Source organism: Devosia sp. 1566 (assembly GCF_004005995.1).
Classification (GTDB): Bacteria; Pseudomonadota; Alphaproteobacteria; order Rhizobiales; family Devosiaceae; genus Devosia.
The window spans coordinates 1,046,725-1,070,625 of sequence record NZ_CP034767.1 but is presented as its reverse complement, the minus strand read 5'-3'; the positions used below and the strand labels follow the sequence as shown (position 1 = coordinate 1,070,625).

At 62.5% G+C, this 23,901-nt stretch carries 25 protein-coding genes; 9 read left to right on the top strand and 16 right to left on the bottom strand.

From position 1 onward, the window contains the following. The first annotated feature begins 43 nt into the window (after positions 1-43). Positions 44-781 (top strand): arginyltransferase, encoded by a 738-nt coding sequence (locus ELX51_RS05130; RefSeq protein ID WP_127752515.1) that lies wholly within the window; start codon positions 44-46, stop codon positions 779-781. On the opposite strand, the gene ELX51_RS05125 is transcribed toward ELX51_RS05130, so the two are convergent. The 11 genes from ELX51_RS05125 to dapA form a co-directional block, all read right to left on the bottom strand. Beyond that, positions 778-1,095 carry a Dabb family protein gene (locus ELX51_RS05125; protein WP_127752514.1) on the bottom strand — a complete coding sequence of 106 codons (318 nt, stop codon included), beginning with the start codon at positions 1,093-1,095 and terminating at the stop codon, positions 778-780. The two genes, ELX51_RS05130 and ELX51_RS05125, sit on opposite strands and share 4 nt — an antisense overlap. A gap of 26 nt (positions 1,096-1,121) precedes the next feature. Further along, a complete protein-coding gene (gene parC / locus ELX51_RS05120) occupies positions 1,122-3,419 on the bottom strand; it encodes a DNA topoisomerase IV subunit A (RefSeq protein WP_127752513.1) in 2,298 nt (765 codons plus the stop codon). Positions 3,420-3,532: 113 nt separating this feature from the next. After that, entirely contained in the window at positions 3,533-4,243 is a 711-nt protein-coding gene (gene recO, locus ELX51_RS05115; RefSeq protein WP_127752512.1) for a DNA repair protein RecO, read from the bottom strand. A gap of 296 nt (positions 4,244-4,539) precedes the next feature. Then, positions 4,540-5,460, bottom strand: a complete 921-nt coding sequence (gene era, locus ELX51_RS05110; protein WP_127752511.1) for a GTPase Era — start codon at positions 5,458-5,460, stop codon at positions 4,540-4,542. Beyond that, positions 5,457-6,164 (bottom strand): ribonuclease III, encoded by a 708-nt coding sequence (gene rnc, locus ELX51_RS05105; protein ID WP_127752510.1) that lies wholly within the window; start codon positions 6,162-6,164, stop codon positions 5,457-5,459. The genes era and rnc overlap by 4 nt, the downstream gene beginning before the upstream one ends. Next, positions 6,161-6,955 (bottom strand): signal peptidase I, encoded by a 795-nt coding sequence (gene lepB / locus ELX51_RS05100; protein WP_127752509.1) that lies wholly within the window; start codon positions 6,953-6,955, stop codon positions 6,161-6,163. Before lepB ends, rnc begins: the two co-directional genes overlap by 4 nt. A gap of 29 nt (positions 6,956-6,984) precedes the next feature. Continuing rightward, positions 6,985-7,404, bottom strand: a complete 420-nt coding sequence (gene acpS / locus ELX51_RS05095) for a holo-ACP synthase (protein ID WP_127752508.1) — start codon at positions 7,402-7,404, stop codon at positions 6,985-6,987. Between the two features lie 39 nt (positions 7,405-7,443). Further along, the gene (locus ELX51_RS05090; protein ID WP_127752507.1) at positions 7,444-9,735 is read right to left on the bottom strand and encodes a bifunctional (p)ppGpp synthetase/guanosine-3',5'-bis(diphosphate) 3'-pyrophosphohydrolase; all 2,292 of its coding nucleotides are present in this window, start codon (positions 9,733-9,735) and stop codon (positions 7,444-7,446) included. A 144-nt stretch (positions 9,736-9,879) separates the two neighbouring features. Next, on the bottom strand, positions 9,880-10,245 hold the full coding sequence (gene rpoZ / locus ELX51_RS05085; RefSeq protein WP_127752506.1) for a DNA-directed RNA polymerase subunit omega: 366 nt from the start codon (positions 10,243-10,245) through the stop codon (positions 9,880-9,882). Positions 10,246-10,397: 152 nt separating this feature from the next. Continuing rightward, positions 10,398-10,895 (bottom strand): SsrA-binding protein SmpB, encoded by a 498-nt coding sequence (gene smpB, locus ELX51_RS05080; protein ID WP_127752505.1) that lies wholly within the window; start codon positions 10,893-10,895, stop codon positions 10,398-10,400. A 6-nt stretch (positions 10,896-10,901) separates the two neighbouring features. Beyond that, positions 10,902-11,777: a 4-hydroxy-tetrahydrodipicolinate synthase gene (gene dapA / locus ELX51_RS05075; RefSeq protein ID WP_127752504.1), complete on the bottom strand. Its 876-nt coding sequence runs from the start codon at positions 11,775-11,777 to the stop codon at positions 10,902-10,904. A gap of 240 nt (positions 11,778-12,017) precedes the next feature. On the opposite strand from dapA, the gene ELX51_RS05070 reads away from it, so the two are divergent. Next, positions 12,018-14,123: a lytic transglycosylase domain-containing protein gene (locus ELX51_RS05070; RefSeq protein ID WP_164854765.1), complete on the top strand. Its 2,106-nt coding sequence runs from the start codon at positions 12,018-12,020 to the stop codon at positions 14,121-14,123. 69 nt (positions 14,124-14,192) lie between these two features. Then, positions 14,193-15,128, top strand: a complete 936-nt coding sequence (locus ELX51_RS05065) for an alpha/beta hydrolase (RefSeq protein ID WP_127752502.1) — start codon at positions 14,193-14,195, stop codon at positions 15,126-15,128. 9 nt (positions 15,129-15,137) lie between these two features. Here the strand turns inward: ELX51_RS05065 and ELX51_RS20400 are convergent, their stop codons facing one another. Together ELX51_RS20400 and ELX51_RS05055 are read right to left on the bottom strand one after the other, a co-directional pair. Beyond that, complete coding sequence (locus ELX51_RS20400) at positions 15,138-16,574, bottom strand: OmpA family protein (protein WP_127752501.1); 1,437 nt, start codon at positions 16,572-16,574, stop codon at positions 15,138-15,140. Between the two features lie 329 nt (positions 16,575-16,903). After that, positions 16,904-18,331: a porin gene (locus ELX51_RS05055; protein ID WP_127752500.1), complete on the bottom strand. Its 1,428-nt coding sequence runs from the start codon at positions 18,329-18,331 to the stop codon at positions 16,904-16,906. 409 nt (positions 18,332-18,740) lie between these two features. Here ELX51_RS05055 and ELX51_RS05050 point away from each other — a divergent pair, with 409 nt between their 5' ends. Further along, the gene (locus tag ELX51_RS05050) at positions 18,741-19,475 is read left to right on the top strand and encodes an SDR family oxidoreductase (RefSeq protein WP_127752499.1); all 735 of its coding nucleotides are present in this window, start codon (positions 18,741-18,743) and stop codon (positions 19,473-19,475) included. Here ELX51_RS05050 and nagA read toward each other — a convergent pair whose 3' ends face one another. Further along, positions 19,476-20,636 (bottom strand): N-acetylglucosamine-6-phosphate deacetylase, encoded by a 1,161-nt coding sequence (nagA, locus tag ELX51_RS05045; protein ID WP_127752498.1) that lies wholly within the window; start codon positions 20,634-20,636, stop codon positions 19,476-19,478. A gap of 302 nt (positions 20,637-20,938) precedes the next feature. On the opposite strand from nagA, the gene ELX51_RS05040 reads away from it, so the two are divergent. The 3 genes from ELX51_RS05040 (at position 20,939) to ELX51_RS05035 (ending at position 22,116) form a co-directional block, all read left to right on the top strand. Beyond that, complete coding sequence (locus ELX51_RS05040) at positions 20,939-21,445, top strand: ferritin-like domain-containing protein (protein WP_127752497.1); 507 nt, start codon at positions 20,939-20,941, stop codon at positions 21,443-21,445. Between the two features lie 31 nt (positions 21,446-21,476). Next, complete coding sequence (locus ELX51_RS19970) at positions 21,477-21,644, top strand: hypothetical protein (RefSeq protein ID WP_164854764.1); 168 nt, start codon at positions 21,477-21,479, stop codon at positions 21,642-21,644. A gap of 61 nt (positions 21,645-21,705) precedes the next feature. Next, positions 21,706-22,116, top strand: coding sequence for a VOC family protein (locus ELX51_RS05035; protein WP_127752496.1), 411 nt, complete (start codon positions 21,706-21,708; stop codon positions 22,114-22,116). 21 nt (positions 22,117-22,137) lie between these two features. Here ELX51_RS05035 and ELX51_RS05030 read toward each other — a convergent pair whose 3' ends face one another. After that, a complete protein-coding gene (locus ELX51_RS05030; protein ID WP_127752495.1) occupies positions 22,138-22,962 on the bottom strand; it encodes an MBL fold metallo-hydrolase in 825 nt (274 codons plus the stop codon). 46 nt (positions 22,963-23,008) lie between these two features. Next, the gene (locus ELX51_RS05025; RefSeq protein WP_127752494.1) at positions 23,009-23,203 is read right to left on the bottom strand and encodes a hypothetical protein; all 195 of its coding nucleotides are present in this window, start codon (positions 23,201-23,203) and stop codon (positions 23,009-23,011) included. Between the two features lie 114 nt (positions 23,204-23,317). Here ELX51_RS05025 and ELX51_RS05020 point away from each other — a divergent pair, with 114 nt between their 5' ends. Further along, entirely contained in the window at positions 23,318-23,509 is a 192-nt protein-coding gene (locus tag ELX51_RS05020) for a hypothetical protein (RefSeq protein WP_127752493.1), read from the top strand. Positions 23,510-23,619: 110 nt separating this feature from the next. Then, the gene (locus tag ELX51_RS05015; protein ID WP_127752492.1) at positions 23,620-23,865 is read left to right on the top strand and encodes a DUF378 domain-containing protein; all 246 of its coding nucleotides are present in this window, start codon (positions 23,620-23,622) and stop codon (positions 23,863-23,865) included. Positions 23,866-23,901 lie beyond the last annotated feature (36 nt).

Here is a 23,901-nt window from a genome sequence, read left to right as displayed (position 1 = left end):
GGAGCGGATTACAGTTCCCGTCTTGGCAGCTAAAGGTCCCGCGTTGACCGACCAGACACCAGAAACGACCCAGCTCTTTTTGACCGCAGCGATGCCGTGCCCCTATTTGCCCGGCAAGCAGGAGCGCAAGCTCTTTACCCATTTATCGGGGCGGCGGGCAGCGAGCCTGCATCACCTGCTCAGCGAGAACGGGTTCCGGCGCAGCCAGAACCTGATCTATCGCCCGGCCTGTGAGAATTGCTGCGCCTGCCAATCGGTGCGGATCGTGGCCGATGCCTTCGAGCCGTCCAAGCGCTTCCGCCGCGTGCTGCGCAACAATGACGACCTCGCGATCGAAGTGCGCCCGACCACGGCGACCTCCGAGCAATACGACCTCTTCAAGCGCTATCTCGATTCCCGCCATGCCGGCGGCGGGATGACGCAGATGAGCTTTGTCGACTATGAATACATGGTCGAGGACACGCCCGTGCAATCGGTGCTGGTGGAATACCGGCTGCGCAACCACCCGGATATGCCGCTGGTGGCAGTGGCGCTGACCGATGTGATGCCCGATGGGCTCTCGATGGTCTACAGCTTTTACGATCCGGACTTCGCCCATCGCAGCATGGGGACCTTCCTGATCCTTGATCATATCGCCCAGGTGCGCGCCGCCGGGCTCGATTATGTGTATCTGGGCTATTGGGTGAAGAACTCGCCCAAGATGGCCTACAAGGCGCAGTTCCAGCCGCTGGAAGTGCAAAAAGGCACACTGGGCTGGTGCCGGCTCGAGGAAGCGGTCTAGGCTCCGTTCATCTCCAGATCAAAGACGATAAGGCCGTCACGGCCGCCCTGGAGGGCGGCAACGAGGCGGGCGCCGGCTTGCGCATGATCGGGATCGACGAGGTAATGATCACGCGCTGCGGCATCGGCGAAATCTATGATGAAGCCGTCATTAAACCCCTGCCCCAGGCCTTCGGGCGAGGCATTGGGGCCGAACTGGGCGGACAGCAGGCCCGGGAGGCGGCCGACCAGCGCATTGAGCCCGGCATAGATGGCATCGCGCTCATCCTGGGGGACTTCGGGGCGGAAGCGGAAGAAGACGCAATGGCGGATCATGGCCGGGCCTGTGCTGCGGGTCGGGGCTAGCCGACAAACCTGTTGTTGCGGGGAAAGCCATTGGGGGGCTGGCGGCCGGCGGCGGCGCGATCGCCCATCCAGTCGGTCAGCTCTTCGGCTGGTTTGGTGAAAGTGCGCCCGGAGCTATCGGTCCAGGTCAGCCCATCGGCGATGAAGAAGCATTTGAGATCGGAAATGCCGCCATCCTTGTAGCGCTGCAGGCGCACGCCGCGACCGCGGTTCATGGTGGCGAGCTGGCTCAGGGGGAAGACGAGGAGCTTGCGGTTCTGCCCGATCACGGCGACACGGTCGCCCTCGCAGGGCACAAGGAGGCGCGCTTCATCGGGGGCGGTGACATTAAGGATCTGCTTGCCCTTGCGGGTATTGGCGATCATCTCGTCCTCACCCACGACAAAGCCGTAGCCATTAGACGAAGCGATGATGCGCTTGGCGCCGGGGCGATGCACGAAGAGGGACACGATGTCCTGGTCCTCTTCCATATCCACCATGATGCGCACCGGCTCACCCTGGCCGCGCCCGCCCGGCAGCTTGTCGCCAAAGAGGGTATAAACCTTGCCGCCGGTGGTCAGCATCAGGAGCTTGTCGGTGGTTTCGGCGTTGAAGGCGAGCTTGAGGCGATCGCCGGCCTTGAAGCCCTTTTCATCGATGGCGGCGTCATGACCCTTGAGGCTGCGGATCCAGCCTTTTTCCGACAGAACCACGGTGATCGGCTCGCGCTCGATGAAGGCGGTGGTGATTTCGGCGTGATCGGCATTGGGGGCGGCGCCATGGATGGAGCGGCGGGCGCCCAGCGGATGGGGCGAGCCGTCCTCCGCAAAAAGCGGATAGGCCTTCTTGAGGGCTTCGACCTGCTTGGCGATTTCGCCCCATTGGCGCTTGTCGGAAGCGAGCAGCGCTTCAAGGCGGCCCTTTTCGGCCGTCAGGTTCTTGTGCTCCTGGCGCAGTTCCAGTTCCTCGAGCTTGCGCAAGGAGCGCAGGCGCATATTGAGGATGGCTTCGGCCTGGTTGTCGGTGAGCGAGAAGGTCGCCATCAACGAGGCCTTGGCATCGTCCTCCTCGCGGATGATGCGGATCACCTCATCGAGGTTGAGATAGGCAATGATATAGCCTTCGAGCACTTCGAGGCGGTTGGCGATCTGCTGCAGCCGGTGCTGCGAGCGGCGCACGAGCACGATCTTGCGGTGGTCGAGCCAGGCCTTGAGCGCATCGGCCAGGCTCATCACCCGCGGCAGCGTGCCGCGATCGAGCACGTTGAGATTGAGCGGGAAGCGGACCTCAAGATCGGTGACGCGGAAGAGTTGCTCCATGAGGATCACGGCATCGACGGTGCCCGCGCGCGGCTCAAGGACGAGGCGGATATCGTCCGAGCTTTCGTCGCGCACATCCTTGAGCAGCGGCAGTTTCTTGGCGAGCAGCAGCTCGGCAATCTTTTCGACCAGCCGCGACTTTTGCACGCCATAGGGGATCTGGGTGACGACGATGTTGTAAACGCCGCGGCCCTTTTCTTCCTTGCTCCATTGCGCGCGCAGGCGGAACGAGCCGCGGCCCGTTTCATAGGCGTGCACAATGGCGGAGCGGGTTTCAACCAGCTGGCCGCCGGTGGGGAAATCGGGGCCGCGCACCAGATCTTCGTTGCTGGGGGGAGCCGCGAAATCGCGATGGATCAGTTCATCGACCGTGGCCGCCGGATTGTGGATCAGCTTGAGCGCGGCATTGCACAGCTCGACGAGGTTATGGGGCGGCACGGAGGTCGCCATGCCCACGGCGATGCCGGTGGAGCCGTTGGCAAGGAGATTGGGGAAATTGGCGGGGAGCACCACCGGCTCTTCGTCTTCGCCGTCATAGGTGGGGCGAAAATCGATGGCGTCTTCGGTGATGCCTTCAAGGAGGCGCGTCGCCACCTCGGTCATGCGCGATTCGGTGTAGCGCATGGCGGCCGCGGAATCGCCGTCGATATTGCCGAAGTTCCCCTGTCCGTCGACCAGCGGGTAGCGCAGGGCAAAGTCCTGGGCGAGGCGTACCAGAGCGTCGTAGATCGACTGGTCGCCGTGCGGGTGGAACTTACCGATCACGTCGCCGACGATACGCGCCGATTTCTTGTAGCCCTGATTGGGATCGAGCTTGAGCAGGCGCATGGCGTGGATGATGCGGCGGTGGACGGGCTTGAGCCCGTCACGCGCATCGGGCAGCGCGCGCTGGGTGATCGTGGACAGCGCATAGCTGAGATAGCGTTCTTCCAGCGCCTGCCGCAGATCGACAACGCGCTGGTTGTCGGCGGGCGGGAGTGTATCGGCGTCGGACATCACAGCACTTTCAGGAGAACGAATCGGGAAACACTATAGCCGCAAAGCCCCCAATGCGCAGGGTTTCTGGGGTTTTTGCCCAGACATTGCGGTGCTGCGACCCCGCTTGGCCGCTAAGCAGCGGTGGTGAGGATTGCAACCAGGCTTTCACGCGTCGCAGGTGGCGTCAGCTGGCGGGGATACCAGACATGTAGATCGAGGAAATGGGCGGACAGGCGAAACGCGGCGGCGAGATCGGCGGGGGACGCGGCGTCGTCTTCGTTCAGCAGGAAGGGGGGCAAGGGCAACAGGCGATCAAGATAGGGCTGGGCGGCGGAGTTGGAAACGGCGCGACCCGTGCGGGGCGACACATGGGTCAGATCGTCCGTAACGCCGGTAGCGGCGCAGGCGGAGAGATCGAGCCCGAAACCTAATTCGTCGAGCACGGCAATCTCAAAGCGGGCGAGCGCCATGCCATCGAGCGGGCGGTCGAGCAGGCCCAGCGCCATGGCGAGGAGCCGGTCATGCGGGTCGCGTTCAGGCAGGAGCCGCAGCAGCTCGCAGACGAGCTGGCTGAGGTAGAGGCGGGCCTTGTCGGCCATGAGAATGGCGGCGCGGCCGGTGAGGAGTTCCACGGCAAAGATGCCGAGATGATCCTCGAGGCGCGCGCGCCAGACCAGTTGCACGGTGTTGCCGGGCTGGAGGGCGGCGGCGAGCTTGGAGGAACGGCCGCCACGTACGAGGCCCAAATGGCGGCCGCGTCCGGCCACCATGGCTTCAGCCACGAGGCTGGTTTCGCCATGGCGCCGCACCCCGATCAGCAGGCCTTCGCCGGTCCATTCCATTTCAGGGGGAGGTCCGAGCGGGGTAGGGACAATGCCTTGGGTTCGAGAGCAGAGCCGGCGTGGGGACGGTCTGGCGAGTCACTGAGGGACCCCCTCCCTCGGTCCCTCCCCTCAAGGGGGAGGGAAGGAATAGAGCCGAGGCAATGATGTGCGCGATATTGCTGAAGATGCGGAGCATGGTCTCCCTCCCCCCTTGAGGGGGAGGGTTGGGGTGGGGGGTGGTCCGGTGGTGCACCGAAGGGGCCACCCCCCTCATGCCTAAGGAGACAATCACATCCGAGGCGGGGATAGTCCGCTCAGTTTTTCCCATGGGGGAATTCCAGGCCCATTTCGCGGTAGCGCTCGGGGTCGTCGGCCCATTTTTCGCGCACCTTGACGAAGAGGAAGAGGTGGATGGGGACTTCGTACATCGCCATCAGCTCCTTGCGGGATTCCGCGCCGATGGCCTTGATGGTTTGCCCGCCGGCACCCAAGACGATCTTCTTGTGGCTATCACGGGTGACATAGACCACCTGGTCGATCTTGTAGGACCCGTCCTTCTGGATCTTGAAGCTCTCGGTCTCGACCGTAGCGTTGTAGGGGATCTCGTCATGGACGCGCAGGAACAGCTTTTCGCGCGTGATCTCGGCGGCGGTGATCGCCATCGTCAGATCGGTGAGGTGATCCTCGGGGAAGTGCCAGGGGCCGGGCGGAATGTGCTTGATGCACCAATCCATGAAGTCGCTGACGCCATAACCCTTGAGGGCCGAAATCATGAAGGTTGCCTCAAAGCGCACCTTCTCGTTGATCGCCTGGCTGAGGGCCAGAAGAGCTTCATTCTTGATGGTGTCGATCTTGTTGAGGATCAGGATCTTGGGATGGGTGACATTGGCCAGCCCTTCCAGCAAGGTTTCGATCTCGGACGTCAGCCCCTTTTCGGCATCAACGATGAAGGCGACCAGATCGGCATCCCCTGCCCCGCCCCAGGCACTATCCACCATGGCGCGCTCAAGGCGGCGCTTGGGGGTGAAGATGCCGGGGGTGTCGATGAAGACCAGTTGCGCCTTGTCGATGGTGACGACGCCGCGCACCTGCGAGCGGGTGGTTTGGGCCTTGTGGGTAACGATCGAGACCTTGGTGCCGACAAGGGCATTGAGGAGCGTCGACTTGCCGGCGTTAGGGGCGCCAACCAGGGCGATGAAGCCGCAGGAGGTGTCAGTGGGGGTAATGTCGGTCATGCGGGATCCTTCCAGACCTGCTGGCGCACCAGGAAGAGTTCGGCGGCCTTGTGCTCGGCGATCTTCTTGGAAGGGCCGGTGGCGCTGAGGGGTTCAAAATCCCCAAGGGAAACGGTGATGGTGAATTCGGGCGCGTGGTCGGGGCCGGTGCGCTCGGTCTGGGTATAGGCGGGTGGCTCAAGCCCGCGCGCCTGTGCCCATTCCTGCAATGTCGTTTTGGCATCGGCGCGGCCGGCATTGCCTTCGCTCAGGAATTCCTCAAACAAGCGCTCGACGAATTCATAGGCCTTGCCGAGCCCCCCATCGCAAAAAATGGCGCCGATCACCGCTTCGGTGACATCGCCCAGAATGGCTTCCTTGTGGGCGCCGCCGGTGCGCGCCTCGCTTTCGCCCAGCCGAAGCTCGGAGCCGAGATCGAGCTGACGCGCGATGACGGCGCAAGTTTCCTTGCGCACCAGGGTATTGAGCGTGCGCGAAAGCTCGCCCTCATTGGCCTTGGGATAGCGCCGGTAAAGCATATCGGCCACAACGAGGCCAAGCACCCGATCGCCCAGGAATTCGAGCCGCTGATAGGAGCGCTCGATGCGCCGCGACGGTGAAACGGCGCTGGAATGAGTCAGCGCCCGTTCAAGCAGGTCTTCGTCGGCAAACTGATAGCCCAGCCGGAACTGAAGCTTTTCGTGAGAACGGGCCCGCCGGCTCATTTGTCGATTTGCTGGAACATCCGGTCCCAGCGCACATTGGCAGGCCACTGCCAGAGCTGCCAGGGTGGGATATTGTCCTTGATGGAGAAGAAGCGCGCTTCAGCCTTGCCGATCAGGTTCACTGCCGGCACATAGCCGACCGAAGACAGGACGCGGCTATCGGCGGAGCGGTCGCGGTTGTCACCCATCATGAAATAGTGGCTGGCGGGAACGACATATTCGGGGGTGTTGTCGAGCGGGCCGTTATCGCCGATTTCCTGGATGGTGTGGACGTTACCATCGGGAAAAGTTTCGCGATAAACGGCAACTTCGCGCGTATCGCCTTCGCTGTCGGTATCCATGGCAGTGCCGATGAACTCGCGCTCGACCATGGTGCCATTGATGTAAAGGCGGCCCTCACGCATCTGGATGCGATCGCCGGGGAGCCCGACAATGCGCTTGATGTATTCCATGTTCTGCGGCACCGGGCGGAACACCGCGACATCGCCCCGATTGGGATCACGCCCCAGGATGCGGCTGTTGATAGGCAGCTCGAAATCGAGCAGCGTGAAATCGCCGTAGCGTCCCAGCGAGAAGGAATGCTTGCCATAACCCCAGACGAATTTGTTGGCGACGAAGTAGTCGCCGATCATCAGCGTCTGCTGCATGGAGGCGGTGGGGATGGAAAAGGGCTGATACAAAAACGAGCGCAGCACGATGGCGATCAGCAGGGCCTCGACCACAACGACAATGGTATCCCACCACTCGTTGGTTTCGGCCTTCTTGACAGTTTTTCCGGCGGGCTGGCTCATGAATAATCCCGTTAAGCTACGCCGAAGCGTTAAGGCGTCGTGGTGTGTTGGTCAACCGGCACCGCTTCGATGATCACGAAGGCTTGGGCCAAGCCGGCATCATCGGTGATGGTCAGGTGGATCAGCGGCTCGTGGCCGGGGGGAACCAGACGCTCCAGCGCCCGCGCCGCTCCATTGGTGAGCTGCATTGTGGGTTTGCCTGAGGGAAGGTTCACCACGCCCATGTCGCGCCAATAGACGCCGAAATTAAGGCCGGTGCCCAGAGCCTTGGAGCAGGCCTCCTTGGCAGCGAAACGCTTGGCGTAGGAAGCGGCACGCTCGGCGCGGCGATCGGACTTGCGCTGCTCGATTTCAGTGAAGCAGCGCTGGGTGAAGCGGTCGCCAAAGCGCGCAAGGGTTTGCTCGACGCGGTTGATCTGGCAGAGGTCCGAGCCCAGGCCGATGATCATGGCGTGGCTCCGGCGGCGACAGGGTTTGGCAAGGCGGGTTTACTCCAGGTCTTCGTCATTGCCCCTCCGTTCAACCCGGCCATCCCATTCCAGAGTCGAGATCATGCCAGCTTCGCGCATGCCGGCGCGCTGCACCGAAGACAGGCCCGGGCTGCGCTTGAGCGTGGCCAGAACATCGGTGAGCTGGGCCAGGTCGCGCACTTCGATTTCAAAGATCATCTGGTGGAAGTCGGGTGAAATCATCCGCATCACCAGATTATTGATGTTGGCGTCGCAGGCGGCAATGGCGGAGGAGATCTGCGCTAGCGAGCCGGGGCGGTTGACCGATTCCATGGTGACTACGGTGGGGTAAAGCCGCTCTTCACCGCCACCATCGAGGTTCCAGCGCACATCCACCCAGGCCACGTCGCTGTCGTGCAGGTCGACCAGCGCTTCGGAATGGATGGGATAGACGGTGATCGGCACATCGGGCTGCAGGATGCCGACCAGCCGATCGCCGGGCACGACCCCTTCCCCCGAAATGGTGACGGGCATATGAAAATCGAGCTGGGCAAGAGCGGCTCGGGCGCGGGCGCCGGCCCGCTGGCCCCCCGGCACGCGGAAGCGGAAGAGGTCAGTGGCGCGCAGAGCGAACCAGCCATCGGCAGTATCGGCGACGGGCAGATCAAGCTTGCGGCGGCGTTTGCGGAGGCCCTTGAGCGCGGCGAGTTCGGTTCCCAGCTGCTCGCTGCCGATCTTGCCTTCGCCCACCGCGATCAGCAGTTCGCGCTTGCTCGGCATATGCAGGGCTTCGGCCAGCGCCTTGGCTTCGCTTTCCTCGAGGGACACACCTTCACGATCGAGCAGCATATTGAGAACGCTCTCGCCAAGCGCCAGGGCCCGCTGGGCGGCGGCGTTGCGCACGGAACGGCGAATGGCCGAGCGGGCCTTACCCGTCGCGGCAATGCCGATCCAGTTGGCGGGCGGCAGGTGGTTGCGGTCGCGGATGATCTCGACTTCATCGCCACTGCGCAGCTGCGTAACAAGCGGCAGGATGGCGCCGTTGATTTTGGCGCCTACGCAGGTGTCGCCGATATCGGTGTGGAGCGCATAGGCGAAATCGATGGGGGTGGCGCCGCGCGGCAGCGCGATCAGCCGGCCGCGCGGGGTGAAGCAGAACACCTGATCCTGGAACAGCTCCAGCTTGGTGGATTCCAGGAAGTCTTCGGTGGTGGCGCCGGCGGTCAGATGCTCGATGGTGGAGCGCAGCGAGCCATAGGCCTGCGATTCCTGCTCGAGCCGGCCCATATCGGCGGAGGCGCCATCCTTGTAAAGGCTATGGGCGGCGATACCGAATTCGGCGATCCGGTCCATTTCCTCGGTGCGGATCTGCAGCTCGGCGCGCTGCCGGCCGGGACCCACGATCGTGGTGTGGATGGAGCGGTAGTCATTGTGCTTGGGGACGGAGATGTAGTCCTTGAAGCGACCGGGCACGAGCTTCCAGCGGGTGTGGACCACGCCCAACGTATGGTAGCACTCGTCGATCGAGCCCACGATCACCCGGAAGCCTATCATGTCCGAGAGCTGCTCGAGGGCGATGGATTTGCGCTCGATCTTGGTGAAGATCGAAAAGGGCGACTTGACCCGGGCCTTGACGCGCGCGGTGATCCCTTCGCTGGCGAGGCGCTCGGTCAGCTCGGTCGAGATCGTATCGATGGCTTCGCGGTAATGGACCTTCATCTGGTCCAGCCGCTCGGTGATAGCCTTGTAATGTTCGGGCTGGAGGATCTTGAAGGAGATGTCCTCAAGCTCGTTGCGCATGTCCTGCATACCCATGCGGCCCGCGAGGGGAGCATAGATATCCATGGTTTCCTGGGCGATGCGCTCGCGCTTGTTGGCCGGCATATATTGCAGCGTGCGCATATTGTGCAGGCGATCGGCCAACTTAACGAGGAGAACGCGGACGTCCTGGCTGATGGCGAGCAGGAGCTTGCGCAGGTTTTCGGCCTGGGCCTCCTCGCGCGAGACGAGGTTGAGGCGCTCAATCTTGGTCAGGCCATCGACAATGGCGCCGATTTCGGGGCCAAAGAGCTGGTCGATCTCGGCGCGGGTGGCGTCGGTGTCCTCGATGGTGTCGTGCAGCAGCGCCACGGCAACCGACGCATCATCGAGCTTGAGGTCGGTGAGGATCGCGGCGACTTCGAGGGGATGGGCAAAATAGGGGTCGCCCGAGGCGCGCTTTTGCGTGCCATGCTTTTGCATAGCATAGACATAGGCCTTGTTCAAAAGCTGCTCGTCGACGTTCGGGTTATACGCCTGAACGCGTTCGACGAGCTCGTATTGCCGCATCATATCAGGGCCGCCCCGCCAGCGGTGAGCTTAGTGCATTGAAAGCAAATGAGAAGAGGCGTTCGACAGCTGCCGAACGCCTCCCAGTGATATAGGGATATTGCCAGATCGTGCAATCTGCAGATCCGGCTAATCGCCGCTAAATTCCTAGTCGTCGCGACGCTCAGGCGGAGCCAGGCTCTCGATGCCGCGCAGCAACTCTTCTTCGCTGATGGTGTCGAAGTTGAGCGAATCTTCGTCGCCGCTTTCGATCAAGGGCGCTGCATGCTGCTCGGGCTCGTCGACCTCGACATATTTCTGCAGCGAATGGATCAAGTCCTCGCGCAAATCTTCTGGGGAGATAGCGCCATCGCCGATCTCGCGCAGGGCGACGACCGGGTTCTTGTCGTTGTCACGGGCGACGGTGATCTGCGCACCCGAGGCGATCATGCGGGCGCGATGAGCGGCCATGAGAACCAGATCGAAACGGTTCTCGATCTTTTCAATGCAGTCTTCAACGGTGACGCGGGCCACGGACGTCTCCAAATTGGATGGGGATGAATGGGTTGCTTACACCAATGCCGGCAACAGCACAAGGTTTGGTGCGACAGCAGAAATGCAGGTGGCGCCGATGGTTCCGGCACCGAAAGAGCCAGCGGGGGAAAGGACTGCCCTGCCCCAGCCCTTTAGCCTCGGCCGCCTTCCTTCATGATGCGGGCCTTGTCGCGGTTCCAGTCGCGATTGCGCTCGGTTTCGCGCTTGTCATAGTTCTTCTTGCCCTTGCCCAGGCCAATCAGCACCTTGGCGCGGCCCTGATCGTTGAAGAACAGCTTGAGGGGCACAATAGTGTTCCCGGCGCGGGACACCTCGGCATCGAGGCGCGCCAACTGCTTGCGCGACACCAGCAATTTGCGCGGGCGGCGCTCTTCGTGGTTGAATCGATTGGCCTGCAGATATTCGGGAATATGGGCATTGATCAGCCACAGCTCGCCCCTTTCGGGCGAGGCATAGGCTTCGGTGATCTGGGCCTTGCCCAGCCGCAAGGATTTAACCTCGGTGCCGGTCAGCACCAAACCTGCTTCAAGTGTGTCGACGATTTCATAGTCAAAGCGCGCGCGGCGGTTTTCAGCCACGAGGCCATGGCTGATCACGCCGTTCTTGGCTTTGTCATTTTTTGCGGACATAGGGGCCTAGATAAGACCTGCATGGGCCATTGCAAAGTCCATGGCCTCTTGAGCTGGCTTGCTGATCGGGCAGATCGGCAGGCGCATCTCATTGGCGCATAGATTGAGGCGATTGGCCGCATATTTGGCGGGAGCAGGACTTGGCTCGATGAACAGGTCCTTGTGGAGATAAGCCAGCTTGTCGTTGATCGCGAGCGCGGCCTTGAAGTCACCCGCTAGGGACAGCTCCTGCATTTGCGAGCAAAGACGCGGCGCCACATTAGCGGACACCGAAATGCAGCCCCGGCCGCCATGGGCGTTGAAGCCCAGCGCCGAGCTGTCATCGCCCGAGAGCAAGATGAAGTCCTCACCGAGCTTGGCGCGCTGCATGGCCGCGCGCTCGAAGCTGCCAGTGGCATCCTTGACGCCGATGATATTGGCATGGGCCTCGCGCAGGCGCGCAATGGTATCGACGGTGAGATCGACGGTGGTGCGGCTGGGGACGCTATAAAGAATAACCGGAATGCCGATCGCGTTGGCAACAGCCGAGAAATGCTGGAACAGCCCTTCCTGGTTGGGCTTGTTGTAATAAGGCACAACCGAGAGCACTGCGTCGGCGCCCGTGGCTTCGGCAAAGCGCGCGAGCGAGACCGCCTCGTCAGTAGAGTTCGAGCCGGCGCCCGCGACCACGGGCACGCGCTTATTGGCGACCTCGACACAAATTTCGACCACGCGCTGGTGTTCGGCATGGGTCACGGTCGGGCTTTCGCCGGTAGTGCCAACAGGAACCAGCCCATGCGTGCCTTCGGCAATCTGCCAGTCCACAAAGCTCGAGAAGGCTTTCTCATCCACCGCCCCGTTGAGCATGGGGGTGATGAGTGCCGTTATTGATCCTCGCAGCATTTGATGGAAATTTCCTCGTTGAGTGCCACACTTGTGACTTGGGCGAATGCAATAGACCCACTCATAGTGGGCTCCTGAGACTGGGCAGCATAGTTTTTGTCGCCAGCGACCACAAGGGAGCCTGCAAAGGCAAGCTAGCCGACAAGGCAGCAACACAGCGTTTACCCTCATAGGGCAAGCTGGCGCTTCTCGCAAGAAAGTGGCGCCGGCCAGATGTGGATCAACCAGCAAGGCACGACGATGACCGGCCATATTTATGCAAGCCTTCTGGCGATGACGCTGGCGCTGCTGCCGGCCACCCCCGTGTCGCATCTGGCAGCCCACAAGGGGCAAGACCCGGTGATCACCGGCTCGCTGCCAAGTCCCCCTGCCCCCCTGCTCACGGCAGCCGCGCCCCCGGTCATGGCCAGCATGGGCATGGCACCAGTTCGCCCAATGCCGAGCAGCGTGCCAGCAGCGGCTAAAGCTGACCCCAAAGGCTCAGCCGCCTTCCAGGAAACACTGGCGGCGCTCGCCGATGGCGATGCCAGCACTGCTTTCACGCGGGCCAAGGGCCTGCCTAACCTCGCCGAGCGACGGGCGCTGCAATGGGCCGCGATTTATTTCCATCGCGGGGACGTTGGCTTTAGCGATATTGCCGAATTCGCCGCGACCGCCCCGGCGTTTGCCGGCGGCAACGTATTCAAGAGCCGGGTGGAACAAGCCTTGCTGGCGCAGAGACCCAAGGACGCGGACGTGATTGCCGCGCTCGATGACGAGCCCGCGACGCTCGAAGCTCAAATCCGGCTGGCGCAGGCCCTGCTCGCAAGCGGCGACAAAGAACGCGGCGCGGCTCTCGCGCGGCGCGTGTGGAGTGAAAATGCGCTGACGCGCGAACAGGAATCGCGCGTGCTGGCCAAGTTGGGTTCGGCGCTGGATCGCGGAGCGCATTGGGCGCGCGCCACCTATTTGATGATGCATGACCGCGCCCAGGGCAGCGAAAGGCTGCTGCCCTATTTGAGCGAAGCCCAGAAAACCCTGGTGGTGGCGCGCGCCGCAGTTTCCCGCGATGCCCCCAATGCCAAGGCGCTGCTCGACAAGGTGGATCCTGCCGTGCGGGACCACCCGGTCTATCAGTTCTCCCGGGCGCAACGGGCGCGGCAGTTTGAATTGTGGGACGATGCCGTCGCCTGGCTCAATCGCGCCAAGGGGGAAGTGCCCGAAGCAACGCTGTGGTGGGGCGAGCGGCGCGGGCTGATCCGGCAATTGCTGGCGGCTGGCAAGCCGGAGCTCGCCTTTGCGGCAGCGGCAGGGTTCACCCATGGCTCCGATGGTCGGCTCGTGGAGGCAAATTTCCATGCGGGCTGGATCGCACTGTCGTTCCTCAAGGACGCGGAACTGGCCAAGACCCATTTCAGCGAAATGGCTACTCATGCCACCCTGGCCGACAGCGTGTCGCAGGCCAAATACTGGCTTGCTCGCGCCGAAGGCCAGTTCGGCGACACGGAAGCGGCAAAAGCCGCCTTTGCGGCAGCCGCCGCTTATCCAACCGCCTATTATGGCCAATTGGCCCGGGCCGAACTTGGGCAGACCGGGGCAGGCATTCGCCCCCTGCCCAGCTGGCGCGACAGCGCTGCGCTGTTTGAAGCCAATGAAGTGGTGCGTGCGATCCGGATGCTGGAAGCCAATGGCCAGCACGGCATGGCCCTGACGCTGTTGCGCCAATTTGGCAGTGAACTCACTCAACCCAGCGACTTGTTGCTGGCCGGGCGTCTGGCGCAGGAACTTGGCGCACAGAATGTTGCCATCGCCATCGCTGCGGCCGCCGAGCAGCAGGGCATCGCCCTTGACCTCCTGGCCTTCCCCAAGGACGAGCGCATTGTCGAGGCCAAGCTCAAGGCCGACCCTGCGGCGGTACTGGCGGTGGTGCGGCAGGAATCCATGTTCCAGATCGACGCCGTGTCGTCGGTGGGCGCGCGTGGGTTGATGCAGTTGATGCCGGGCACCGCCAAGGAAACCGCAGCCAAGGTGGGGGTGGAATATTCGCCCGAACGGTTGTTGAGCGATCCCGGCTATAATGCGCTTTTGGGCTCGTTCTACCTCGAGGCGCAGTTGAAGCGGTATGATGGCTCGCTGCTGCTGGCGGCGGCGGCTTACAATGCCGGGGCTGGCAATGCCAACAAGTGGATCAAGGCGTTTGGCGATCCGCGCGCCGACAATGTTGATCCGGTCTTGTGGGTGGAACTGATCCCCTTCCCCGAAACGCGCAAATATGTGCAGCGGGTTATGGGCAATTACCTCGTGTATCGCGAGAGGCTCGGGCATGACGCCATTTCCGCGCAAGCAGCGCTGCGCAGCATTCGATGAGCCGCGATTTTGCTTGAGAACTGGAGGGCGGCTGGCGTAACTGGGGCCACCTTCAACAGCAGAAGCTTAATGGCCCGCAAGCGCTTCGTTCCACCCGACCATCCGGCTTTTGCCGGCTTGTCGATCCAGACCATCACCGCACGCGACACGCCCATCGCCGTCCATGTGCAGGGGCAGTTGTCGAGCCGGCGGTTGCCGATCCTCTGCATCCCCGGCTTTCAGCGCAATATGAGCGATTTCACCGAGTTTGCGGCATTCTTCCGCGGGTTTGACGGGGGGCGCTGGCCAGTGGTGCTGCTGGATCTGCCGGGCCGCGGCCGCTCGGGCGATCCGCAACGCATTGCCGACTATGGCGCCGTGCGGGCGGCCGAGGACGTCGCGGGTGTTCTCGCCGCCCTTGGCATTTATCGCGCGGTGGTGCTTGGCCAGGGTTATGGCGGGCAAGTCGCCATGGCGCTGAGCGTGGCGCATCCATTACTGCTCGCGGGGACCGTACTGCTCGACGCGGGGCCGGTAACCGACGCGCGCGGGATCGTGCGGCTGCGCAACAATATGGGCCATGTGGAAAGCCTGCGCGGGACGAAGAATCTAACGGCCAGCTTCCGGCGCATGCTGGCCGGGGACTATCCCGGGCTGGGCGACGCACGGCTCGAAGCACTGATGGGTCGCACGCATTTCGTGGATCAGCGGGGCCGCGCGAAGCCCCTTTATCACGCCAAGCTGCTCGAGGCGCTCAATAGCATCAGCATCGATGATGAACTGGAGCCGCAATGGCCGATGTTCGACGCCCTGCGCTGTGCGCCCCTGCAATTGCTGCGCACCCAGCTTACCGACCAGTTGCGCCCGCAAATCTTTCGCGAAATGGCCCGTCGCCGGCCAGATGCCCAGGCACTGACCATTGCCGGGCAAGGCTCCCCGGCCCTGTTCGACCAGAAGGAAGAGATGGAGGCCATCTGCGCCTTTCTGGTCGGGATCAGCAAACAAGCGCTCGGCAAGGCGGCCTAGGGCGACCCGCTATTCGGGAATGGTGACGACTATACGGCGATTAAGCCGGCGGCCTTCGGCCGTGGCATTGTCGGCGATGGGGTTGGATTCCCCATAACCGACCGCATAAAGCCGATCGGGGCTGATCCGGCGCAGGATCAGTGCATCAACCACAGCCTCGGCGCGCGCGACAGATAGGGCCAGATTGGCGCGATCGTCGCCCTCTGAATCGGTATAACCCTCGATATGCACCACGGCCTCCGGACAGGCGGCGAGGTCGCGAGCCAACTCATCGAGCGCGCCCTCGGATTCCGGCGCGATCCGCGCAGCTCCAGATGAAAAGAGAATGGAATTGCGGGCAGAGAACTCCGCCAGCGTCGCGCGGCAAGCGGTGAGGTCTGCCTTGGTGGACGAGGGGGCGGGAGTTGGGGCGGCTGCAGCTGGCTTGGCGGCTGGTGGCGGCGTAGGCGCTGCGGGAGCCTTGGGTGGCGCAGGTGGTGGGGCAGCGGGCGCCTGCGCCGGTGCGGGCACGCTCGTCGCGGGCGCCGGGCTTTGAACCGGGGCCACTGCCGGTGCGGCAGGCACTGAAGGCGTGGCGGGCTCCTCGACAGGCTCGGGAGCGCTGGGTGCTTCCGCTGGTGGGGAAGTTGACGGCATGGCTGTGGGTGCGGGGCGTGGCTCGGCGGGCGCAGCAGCCGCAGGCGCGCGAGACTGGGGCCTTGGTGCGGGCGCCTGAGCCAGCTTGAGTGACCAAGCCGCCGGCGGAATGCGGCCGGCATCGAGCGCCTCGGTCACTGCGGTCTCATCACGATCCAAGGGCAGTTCGCCCGTAAGGCTCCAGCCAGTGCCGTCAAACCGAACGGTGCCCGAGCGCAGCAATTGGAGGGCATCGAGCCCAGCCAGGATATTCTCGCCAAAGCCCGACGGGGCGCCTGGCGCGATGCTGGTTTGGTCAACTGCCGAGGGACCGGCATGCGACAAGGCTTCAAGACCCAGATCCCTCGTGGGCAAGGAACCCGATAGCAGCACTTCTCCGGCAGCGGACTTGCTGGCCGACCAACTATAGGCGGCGGGTTCAGGAAGCGCGATCTCCGCCCGGGCGAGCACCAGGCCCGCCGGAAGGCCCGCAAGGCTCTGCATGATCAGATCATGATCATAGCCGGAGCGGGCCACGCCGCTCAGCGTCACAATGTTCTGGCGGAGCGCGAAGCGCCCCTCCCCTAGCCGCTCCAGCACCTTGATCCCGAATTGCAGGCCCGCGTCATAAAGCTCGGGCGCACCACTGCCAAGCTTGAGCCAGTTCACATCGGCACCGGGCACCTCAGCCAAGCGATCGCGAGTGGCCTCATCGGGAGCATAGCCATCAAAGACCAGCGCTCCACCGGGTTGCCGCGTCGCCGAGATCCAGTAGTCCTCTACCCGCGGCGCGGGGAGGTCGATAATGGATTGCGAGGTTCGCGGGGCCACTTGCGCCTGAGCCAAAACCGCGGAGCTGGCCGCCATCCCGATTGGCAACGAAACAACGGTCACCAGCAGCAACGCCGATTGAAGGACCTGTTGAAGGGGAACGGATCTGCTCACGGCTGGTGCTCGCTTCCTGATAGCTCAATGCTTGCCGCTAATTACGGCCTTTTTCTGCGGCAATGGTGGGATTGGCCACTTTGTCGCGCCAGCCGCTGTCCGAATGCCGAGGGCAGCATCGGCGACACGAGTGAAGCCCCGATTAATGCGGCAGGCAAAAAAGAAAGGCCCGGCAATGCCGGGCCTTTCAAACGAGTAGCCGAAGCTAGCTCAGCTTATTCGAAGGTCTTCTGTGCACGAACGGTCAGGCGGTAAGCCTCGTTCGAGTAAACTTCAGCCTGAACGCCCGAGGTGAAGTCGGTGCTCGGGGACCAATCGAGACGAGCAGCGCCGTAGTAGACATTGTCGTCTGCATCGGCAGTGACCAGCGGCAGGGTATCTTCGCCGAAGTAGCCACCGATTTCGCCGGTGAGCTTCAGGGTCTCGGTGACCGCGAAGATCAACTGAGCAGCAACCTGGAGAGCTTCGTTCTCGGTGATGCCGACGAACGGACCATCGATTGGAGGAAGCTCGAAGTCAGCGGAGAAGTAACGAGCGCCGAGGTTGATCGAGACGCCTTCGGTGACATTGGCACCAACGGAGCCGGCAATGCCGTAACCGTCATTAACCAGGCCGTCGCTCTCCGCACGCTGATATTCACCGGTCAGAGCCAGAGTGAACATGTCGAAGGTGGCAGCACCCGACACCAGGCCATGGAACTTATCGAGGTCGATGATGTCGTTGTTGTAATAACCAGCAGCGGCGGTAACGCGGAAGGCGTCGAACTTGCCGGTGACGCCAGCATGAGCGCCCCACTCGTCGATTTCACCATCCAGCACACCGATACCGAAACCGGTCAGGTGAGCCGTGATGTTTTCGCCAGCATAGCTGACAACGCCGACCAGCGAACCGGTACGCGAAGGATCGGTATCCTGGAAGCCAGAGTCGTCCAGGCCGTCGAGGTTTTCGAGACCAACGCCAACCTTGACGCCGTTGCCGACATCCGAGGTAACCTGGATGACATGGCCGCCGAGCACATCCAGCTCGTCGTCATTGTCGAACATCACGCCGTTATCGACGCCGCTATAGCCGAAGGTGCCCAGGAAGTTGAGCGGCTGGCTGTCGCCAAAGAAGGCGATCGAGGACTTGCGGCCGGCCATGATGGTGGTGGTGTCGCCGATCGAGACATAGGCCTCGTCGATGTGCAGAGGCTCGTTGTCGCCCCAGGTGTCGCGAGCTTCGTTGCGGTAACGAACAGCTTCAACCTGCTTCAGCGTCAGGACGGCCTTGGCAGGACCGAAGTCGCTCGAAGCGGTGCCAACGAACTTCAGCCATGCAGTGACCTTGGTCTGCCAGTCATTCGAGCCGAGCGGGCCGGAGTCGGGACCGATGAAGTCGGGGCTACCGAAAGTGGGGAGGTTGTAGTCGTTGCCGATTGGCGTCAGGACGATGTCGTCAGCAGCGCGGTAATCGCCGAAGCGGAATTCGTAAGCGACGCCGCCCGAGATCTGCAGGCAGTTGGTGTCGGACGAGATCGTCAGGCCGGACAGGCCAAGCGAGTCACAAACGTCGAGCGAAGTGAGAACGCCCAGGTCGGCGGCGAAGCCAGCGGTCGAGAGACCGGCAGCAGCAACAGAACCGAGGATAAGGCTCTTGAGTTTCATTGTTGTTGACCTCCAAAGTCAATTCTTGGTGCCGGTTGCCCAGCGGTGCCGTAACGCGACCACACTATCGTGGTGCAGTGTGTTGCCGTCGCGTCGCGACCGACAAACGATCCCATGCATGGATTCGCAAGACCCACTCTACGCATACGCCCAGAGTACGCAATCACAGACAGGCCGTTTTGCCGCCGCACCAATATGGTTGCGGAGTGGATGTTGCAGATTCAGCACAGGAACGTGAACTTCCTGTTAATAGTCGTTAACATCGGGTTAAATTGCTTGCCGCGCGAGCCACTTAGCAGGGGATCGGGAAAGATTTAACGAGTTGAAGCGGTGGTTTTGACTGCTTGGTGTGGCATCATGCTTTGGCAAAAGATGGCGGCATTGTGCTGGGAACTGGGCGAGGGTGAGCATGAGCAAGGTTGCGGTAGTAACCGGTGGGAGTTCGGGAATCGGCCTTGCGGCCGCCCGGGGTTTGGCAGAAGCAGGCTATCAGGTAGCGATCTGCGGACGAAACGCGGAAGCGCTGGAGAGCGTAGCCAATTCGATTGATGGCCATTGGGCACGCTGCGATGTCACCGATGACCGGGCGGTCGCGGCCTTCTTTGCCGGCGTAGTGGAGCGTTACGGGCGGATCGACCTCGTCTTCAACAATGCGGGGCGGTTTGCGCCCACCACCAATTTCGGTGACCTGCCCGTGGAAACCTGGCGGGAAATGATCGACACCAATCTCAACGGCGCGTTCTACGTTGCTCGCGAAGCCTTTCGGCAGATGCGCAGCCAAACGCCCCAGGGTGGGCGCATCATCAATAATGGTTCGATCTCGGCCTATACGCCCCGCCCGGGCGCTGCCTCTTATACTGCATCCAAGCACGCGATTACCGGGTTGACCAAGGCGATCTCGCTGGACGGGAGAGCGTTCAACATTGCCTGTGGCCAGCTCGACATCGGCAACGCCGCCACTGACATGACGAGCGGGATGAACGGCGGAGCGCTGCAGGCTAACGGGACGATCGCGCCCGAGCCCACTTTCGATCTACGATATGTGGTGGAGGGCTTGCTCTATATGGCGAGTTTACCGCTCGAGGCCAATGTGCAGTTCATGACGGTGATGGCGACCACCATGCCGTATATTGGCCGGGGCTAGTTAAGCTCGATATTGCTCGGTGCCGTTGATCCAGGTGGCCATCACTTCTCGCGACGCGGAGAGATGGACAAAGCTGGCAACGGCGCCGGGGCGGAGATGGCCGTGCTCGGCTTCGGCCCCAATAGCTTCGGCTGGATAAAGCGAGGCCATCCGCAATGCTTCCTCCCAAGCCACGCCAATCTCGGAATGCATGAAGCGGACGGCGTCGATCATATCGAGATCGGCGCCAGCGAGGGTGCCGTCAGCCAGGCGCAGCGCGCCATCGGCGCGATAGATGGTGCGGCCATTAAGTGTCAGCGTGCGCAGGTCGGTACCAGTCTGCGACATCGCGTCGGTCACGAGGAAGATGCGCCCCGGACCGGCCTTGCCGCGCAGCGCAACGGAAATGGCGGCGGGATGGACGTGGATCCCGTCGGCGATGAGACCCGCGAACACTGCGCCATGCATGAGCGTGGCACCGACCACTCCCGGCTCCCGATGGCCCAACTGGCTCATGGCATTAAACAGGTGCGTGGCCATGGTAGCTCCCGCGGCAAAGGCGCGCGAAGCGGTGGCATAGTCGGCATCGGAATGGCCGATGCTGACGGTGACGCCAGCCTCGGCCAGCGCCGCAATCTGCTCTGGAGTGACGGTTTCAGCGGCTACCGTGCAAATCAGATACGGGAGAAGTGTTACAGCGGCTTGCAGTCGCGCGAGATCGGCAGAGGTCATCGGACGGATCAGGCTGGGATCGTGCGTGCCCTTGCGCGCCACGGCGAGGTGCGGGCCTTCCAGATGCAGCCCGAAAAAACCAGGCACCCCAGCAGAGGCGGCCTGCGCCCCGGCGGCAATGGCGCGTTCGTTGACCTCGGGAGTGTCCGTGATCAAGGTCGGCAACAGCGCGGTGGTGCCGAACTGGGCATGGGCGGCGCAGATCGTGCGGATGGCCTCAAGGGAGGGATCATTGTTGAAGAGCACGCCACCGCCGCCATTGACCTGGAGATCAACGAACCCAGGCACGACGCTGCCGCCCTCCAGCACGACGCGCTCGGCATTGCCGGGAATCTGATGTGCATCCACGATCGCGGAGACGTGGCCGAACTCCACCAGCAATGCTGCATTCTCATGCCAGCGCTCGCCATCAAAGATCGGAGCGCCGGAAATGGCCAGAAGATCGCTCATGGGCGGAGGTCCGTGTTGTTGAGCCGAGATCCACGGCTGATTGTTCGGGCAGACCGGGCTGCATCGCGGCTCATATAGCAAACAAATGGGCCGGAGCGAGCCTGCTGTAAGCAAAGCAGCGACTGTGGGAGGAGGTGGCGCCGGAGGCCGCTTTCAGCACGCCACGAGTTGTTGTGCCCAGCCTTGATGCACTTTCGCCGGCGGGTCACGAGCGAGGACGACTAGCCAGGGCGCCGATACGGGAACCCTCACCCCAGGCGAGAGTTGGTGTTTCGACCCTGCCATAACCTGAGGACAACATCATGAATGAAGTATCTTCCATCTTCCTGAGCGGCCTTCGGAATGCGCATGCCATGGAGAACCAGGCCCTTTCCATCATGAAGCCGCAGGTGAGCCGCATCGAGAACTATCCCGAGGTGGCACGCCGGCTGGAGCAGCATATCGCCGAGACTGAAGTGCAACTCTCACGCCTTGACCAGTTGCTCGAGGGCATGGGTGGAGACAATTCGACGCTCAAGGACATGGCATTGTCCTTCACTGGCGCGATGGCGGCCCTTGGCCACACGGTCGCGCCCGACGAGATCGTCAAGAACTCGTTTGCCAACTACGCGTTCGAGCATTTCGAAATCGCCGCCTACAAGTCGCTGCTGGCGCTGGCCAACCATATCGGCGACACGCGCGCCGTTGAGTTGCTGACGCAGAACCTGCGCGAAGAGCAGGACATGGCGGCATGGCTCGACCAGCATATCGAGCCAGTTACCCTGCAATATGCAGCGCTGCGCGAAGTGGGCGAAACGGCCAAGAGGTAATCGCGCCGGAATCGCCGGCAAGGAGAAGCAAATGAGCAAAACTCCCGTAAGCCACAGCAAGACCGATGACGTCCCCGCTAAAGGGGCGGACCACAAGCCCAAAAAAGACAAGCCCAGCGAGGGCAAGACTTCAGACCATCACGTGCCGGGGGCCGATGGCCCGATCGGTGCCGAGGCCGAAGACGATAACAATCCCTAACGGCACCCGGGAGGAGCAGGCACCCTGCCCCTCCCTTTTTTCCGCCCAACAAGAGGTTTTCATGCCCATAGCGCAGCGTATTTCGATCAATCTGCTGACCCGCAATATCGCCGACAACATCGCGTTCTACCAAGCCCTTTGTGGCTTTCAGATCGTGCACCAGGAAGCCTGGTATGTGGTGCTGGCGGCAAGCCCGGACAGCCAGTTTCAACTTGGGCTGATCGACTGGGTGAGCGAGTTCGTGCCCCGCGCCGCGCGGGGTGAACCGCAAGGCGCCTATCTCGAAGTGGTCGTCGAGGACGTGGCGGGAGCCGTCGAGGCCATTCGCCCGTTCGGTACCGAGATCATCGAGGAGCCCACCACCTTTGGCCCGCTGACGCGCGCGGTGCTGCGCGATCTCGATGGCCATGTGATCGATGTGGTTTCGCCAGGTGCGCGGTACACAATCCCACCGCGCCGCACCGTCGCCTGATCTGATCCTCTGCCGCGCAGCCTATTTCTGGCTGCGCGGTACGGCAATTTCCCGGAAGTTTTCCGCGAGGCGATGCAGCGCCGCGCGCATTTCGGGGCCGCTCATGGCACGGCCATGACCTGTGACCACTAGTTCGGGCTCCAAGGCTGCCAGGGTGCGTACTGAATGTTCTGCCGCGATCCAGTCCGGGGTGAAATAGCGCGGTGGCCCGTGCATTTCGGCTTCCTGCACCAGCACCTCATAGGCCGACTCCTGCCCGGTGGTGATGATCGCATCGCCCGCCACCAGCGTCCGGTCGGCTTCCCGCCAGAGCGAAACATGGCCTCGGGTGTGCCCCGGGGTGTGCTGCCAACGCCAGCCGGGCAGCACCGGCACGGCGCCACTGGGCGGCAGGAACTGCAGCCACTGACTGACATTGACGGGATCGCGCGGGAACAGCGGTGCCAGCTTGGGCATGATGCCGCCATCGGCTGCCGCATCTGGCGGTGGATAGGCCTCTTGCCCTGAAAGGAACGGCGCTTCGAGGGCATGGGCGTATACGGGCACATTCCAGTGCCGGGCCAGATCTTCCAGCACTCCGACATGATCGAAATGGCCGTGGGTCTGGATGATGGCCGAAGGCGGCACGGCGCCAAAGCGCGACTCTGCGGCGTCCAGGATCTTGTTGCGCGAGCCGGGCAGCCCGCTATCCACCAGCACCCAGGGTCCAGTCGGGGCGCCGATGAACACCACATTGACCATGACGATGCGCAGGTAAGCTAGATCGGGCGCCAGTTCGCGCAAATGCTCGTCCTGCTTGGTTTCGTCGGCTCGAGCGTCCTGGCTCAGGGGGATCTGAACAGCCATGGTGGTTCCTTTGTGCTGCGGATGGTCAAGGCAGAGCAGTGGGCCACTAGGCGCCCCGTGTTTTTTGACGGCCCGAGGCAAATGGCGTTCCCTCAGTCAGTTTCTGACGGGCGCGTTCCACGTCCTCGTCGCTGACATCGACCGGCAAGGAGGTATCGTCAGGAAGGCCTGCGCCGGTCTGGGCAATGGTTTCGTCCTTGGGACGGTCGTTGGCGCCGGTAGTCGCTTTACTGCTGCTCATCGCTGTTCTCCCAGTTAACGCACGTTATCGGGACCCGGTGGGGCTGGTTTCCCAATGAAGAGTGGAACTGCCTAGGCCCACGGCGGTTGCAGTAGCAGCAACATGGGAGTTGAAATGGAACAGGACGGGACCCCCAGCGACCAGCCGCAATCAGAGACTTCGGCGACCGTGACCGACCGCGGACGTGGCCCGGCAGAACGCGCCGTATTGGGTGAGGACCCACGCGGCAGCATTGTCCGCATCGTCGTGGCGGTAATCGTCTTTATCGTTGTTGCGGGGACGATCTTTTACATGTCGATGGGCTGACAACGCCATCGCGCCCGGTATTTAGGGTAATACTAAAGAGCTGCGCGGTTTTACGGAACCCAAAGGGTCCGGGCGTGCTTGTTTGTTCATAACCTGCCCAGGAGGCACTTATGAAGGCTCTCAATCTGATTACTCTACTGTTAATCATCATCGGCGGCATCAACTGGCTGTTGGTTGGCGCCTTCCAGGTCGATCTGGTGGCACAACTGTTTGGCGGCCAGGACGGGGCAATCGCCCGTATTGTTTACGTGCTTGTCGGCCTGTCGGCCATCTACCAGCTAGTGCCGTTCTTCAAGGCCATGTCCACGGACGAAGTGATCGCCGAGCGCGGCACCACCACGACGACGCGCCTGTAGTTTTATGCGCCGGCGGCCGGAGCCACGCTCTGCCGC

Excerpts from the sequence above, each read along its gene's own strand:
- ELX51_RS05125 (WP_127752514.1), bottom strand. The coding sequence starts at position 1,095 with ATGATCCGCCATTGCGTCTTCTTCCGCTTCCGCCCCGAAGTCCCCCAG.
- parC (WP_127752513.1), bottom strand. The coding sequence starts at position 3,419 with ATGTCCGACGCCGATACACTCCCGCCCGCCGACAACCAGCGCGTTGTC.
- recO (WP_127752512.1), bottom strand. The coding sequence starts at position 4,243 with ATGGAATGGACCGGCGAAGGCCTGCTGATCGGGGTGCGGCGCCATGGC.
- era (WP_127752511.1), bottom strand. The coding sequence starts at position 5,460 with ATGACCGACATTACCCCCACTGACACCTCCTGCGGCTTCATCGCCCTG.
- rnc (WP_127752510.1), bottom strand. The coding sequence starts at position 6,164 with ATGAGCCGGCGGGCCCGTTCTCACGAAAAGCTTCAGTTCCGGCTGGGC.
- lepB (WP_127752509.1), bottom strand. The coding sequence starts at position 6,955 with ATGAGCCAGCCCGCCGGAAAAACTGTCAAGAAGGCCGAAACCAACGAG.
- acpS (WP_127752508.1), bottom strand. The coding sequence starts at position 7,404 with ATGATCATCGGCCTGGGCTCGGACCTCTGCCAGATCAACCGCGTCGAG.
- ELX51_RS05090 (WP_127752507.1), bottom strand. The coding sequence starts at position 9,735 with ATGATGCGGCAATACGAGCTCGTCGAACGCGTTCAGGCGTATAACCCG.
- smpB (WP_127752505.1), bottom strand. The coding sequence starts at position 10,895 with ATGTCCGCAAAAAATGACAAAGCCAAGAACGGCGTGATCAGCCATGGC.
- dapA (WP_127752504.1), bottom strand. The coding sequence starts at position 11,777 with ATGCTGCGAGGATCAATAACGGCACTCATCACCCCCATGCTCAACGGG.
- ELX51_RS05070 (WP_164854765.1), top strand. The coding sequence starts at position 12,018 with ATGACCGGCCATATTTATGCAAGCCTTCTGGCGATGACGCTGGCGCTG.
- ELX51_RS05065 (WP_127752502.1), top strand. The coding sequence starts at position 14,193 with ATGGCCCGCAAGCGCTTCGTTCCACCCGACCATCCGGCTTTTGCCGGC.
- ELX51_RS05055 (WP_127752500.1), bottom strand. The coding sequence starts at position 18,331 with ATGAAACTCAAGAGCCTTATCCTCGGTTCTGTTGCTGCTGCCGGTCTC.
- ELX51_RS05050 (WP_127752499.1), top strand. The coding sequence starts at position 18,741 with ATGAGCAAGGTTGCGGTAGTAACCGGTGGGAGTTCGGGAATCGGCCTT.
- nagA (WP_127752498.1), bottom strand. The coding sequence starts at position 20,636 with ATGAGCGATCTTCTGGCCATTTCCGGCGCTCCGATCTTTGATGGCGAG.
- ELX51_RS05040 (WP_127752497.1), top strand. The coding sequence starts at position 20,939 with ATGAATGAAGTATCTTCCATCTTCCTGAGCGGCCTTCGGAATGCGCAT.
- ELX51_RS19970 (WP_164854764.1), top strand. The coding sequence starts at position 21,477 with ATGAGCAAAACTCCCGTAAGCCACAGCAAGACCGATGACGTCCCCGCT.
- ELX51_RS05035 (WP_127752496.1), top strand. The coding sequence starts at position 21,706 with ATGCCCATAGCGCAGCGTATTTCGATCAATCTGCTGACCCGCAATATC.
- ELX51_RS05030 (WP_127752495.1), bottom strand. The coding sequence starts at position 22,962 with ATGGCTGTTCAGATCCCCCTGAGCCAGGACGCTCGAGCCGACGAAACC.
- ELX51_RS05025 (WP_127752494.1), bottom strand. The coding sequence starts at position 23,203 with ATGAGCAGCAGTAAAGCGACTACCGGCGCCAACGACCGTCCCAAGGAC.
- ELX51_RS05020 (WP_127752493.1), top strand. The coding sequence starts at position 23,318 with ATGGAACAGGACGGGACCCCCAGCGACCAGCCGCAATCAGAGACTTCG.
- ELX51_RS05015 (WP_127752492.1), top strand. The coding sequence starts at position 23,620 with ATGAAGGCTCTCAATCTGATTACTCTACTGTTAATCATCATCGGCGGC.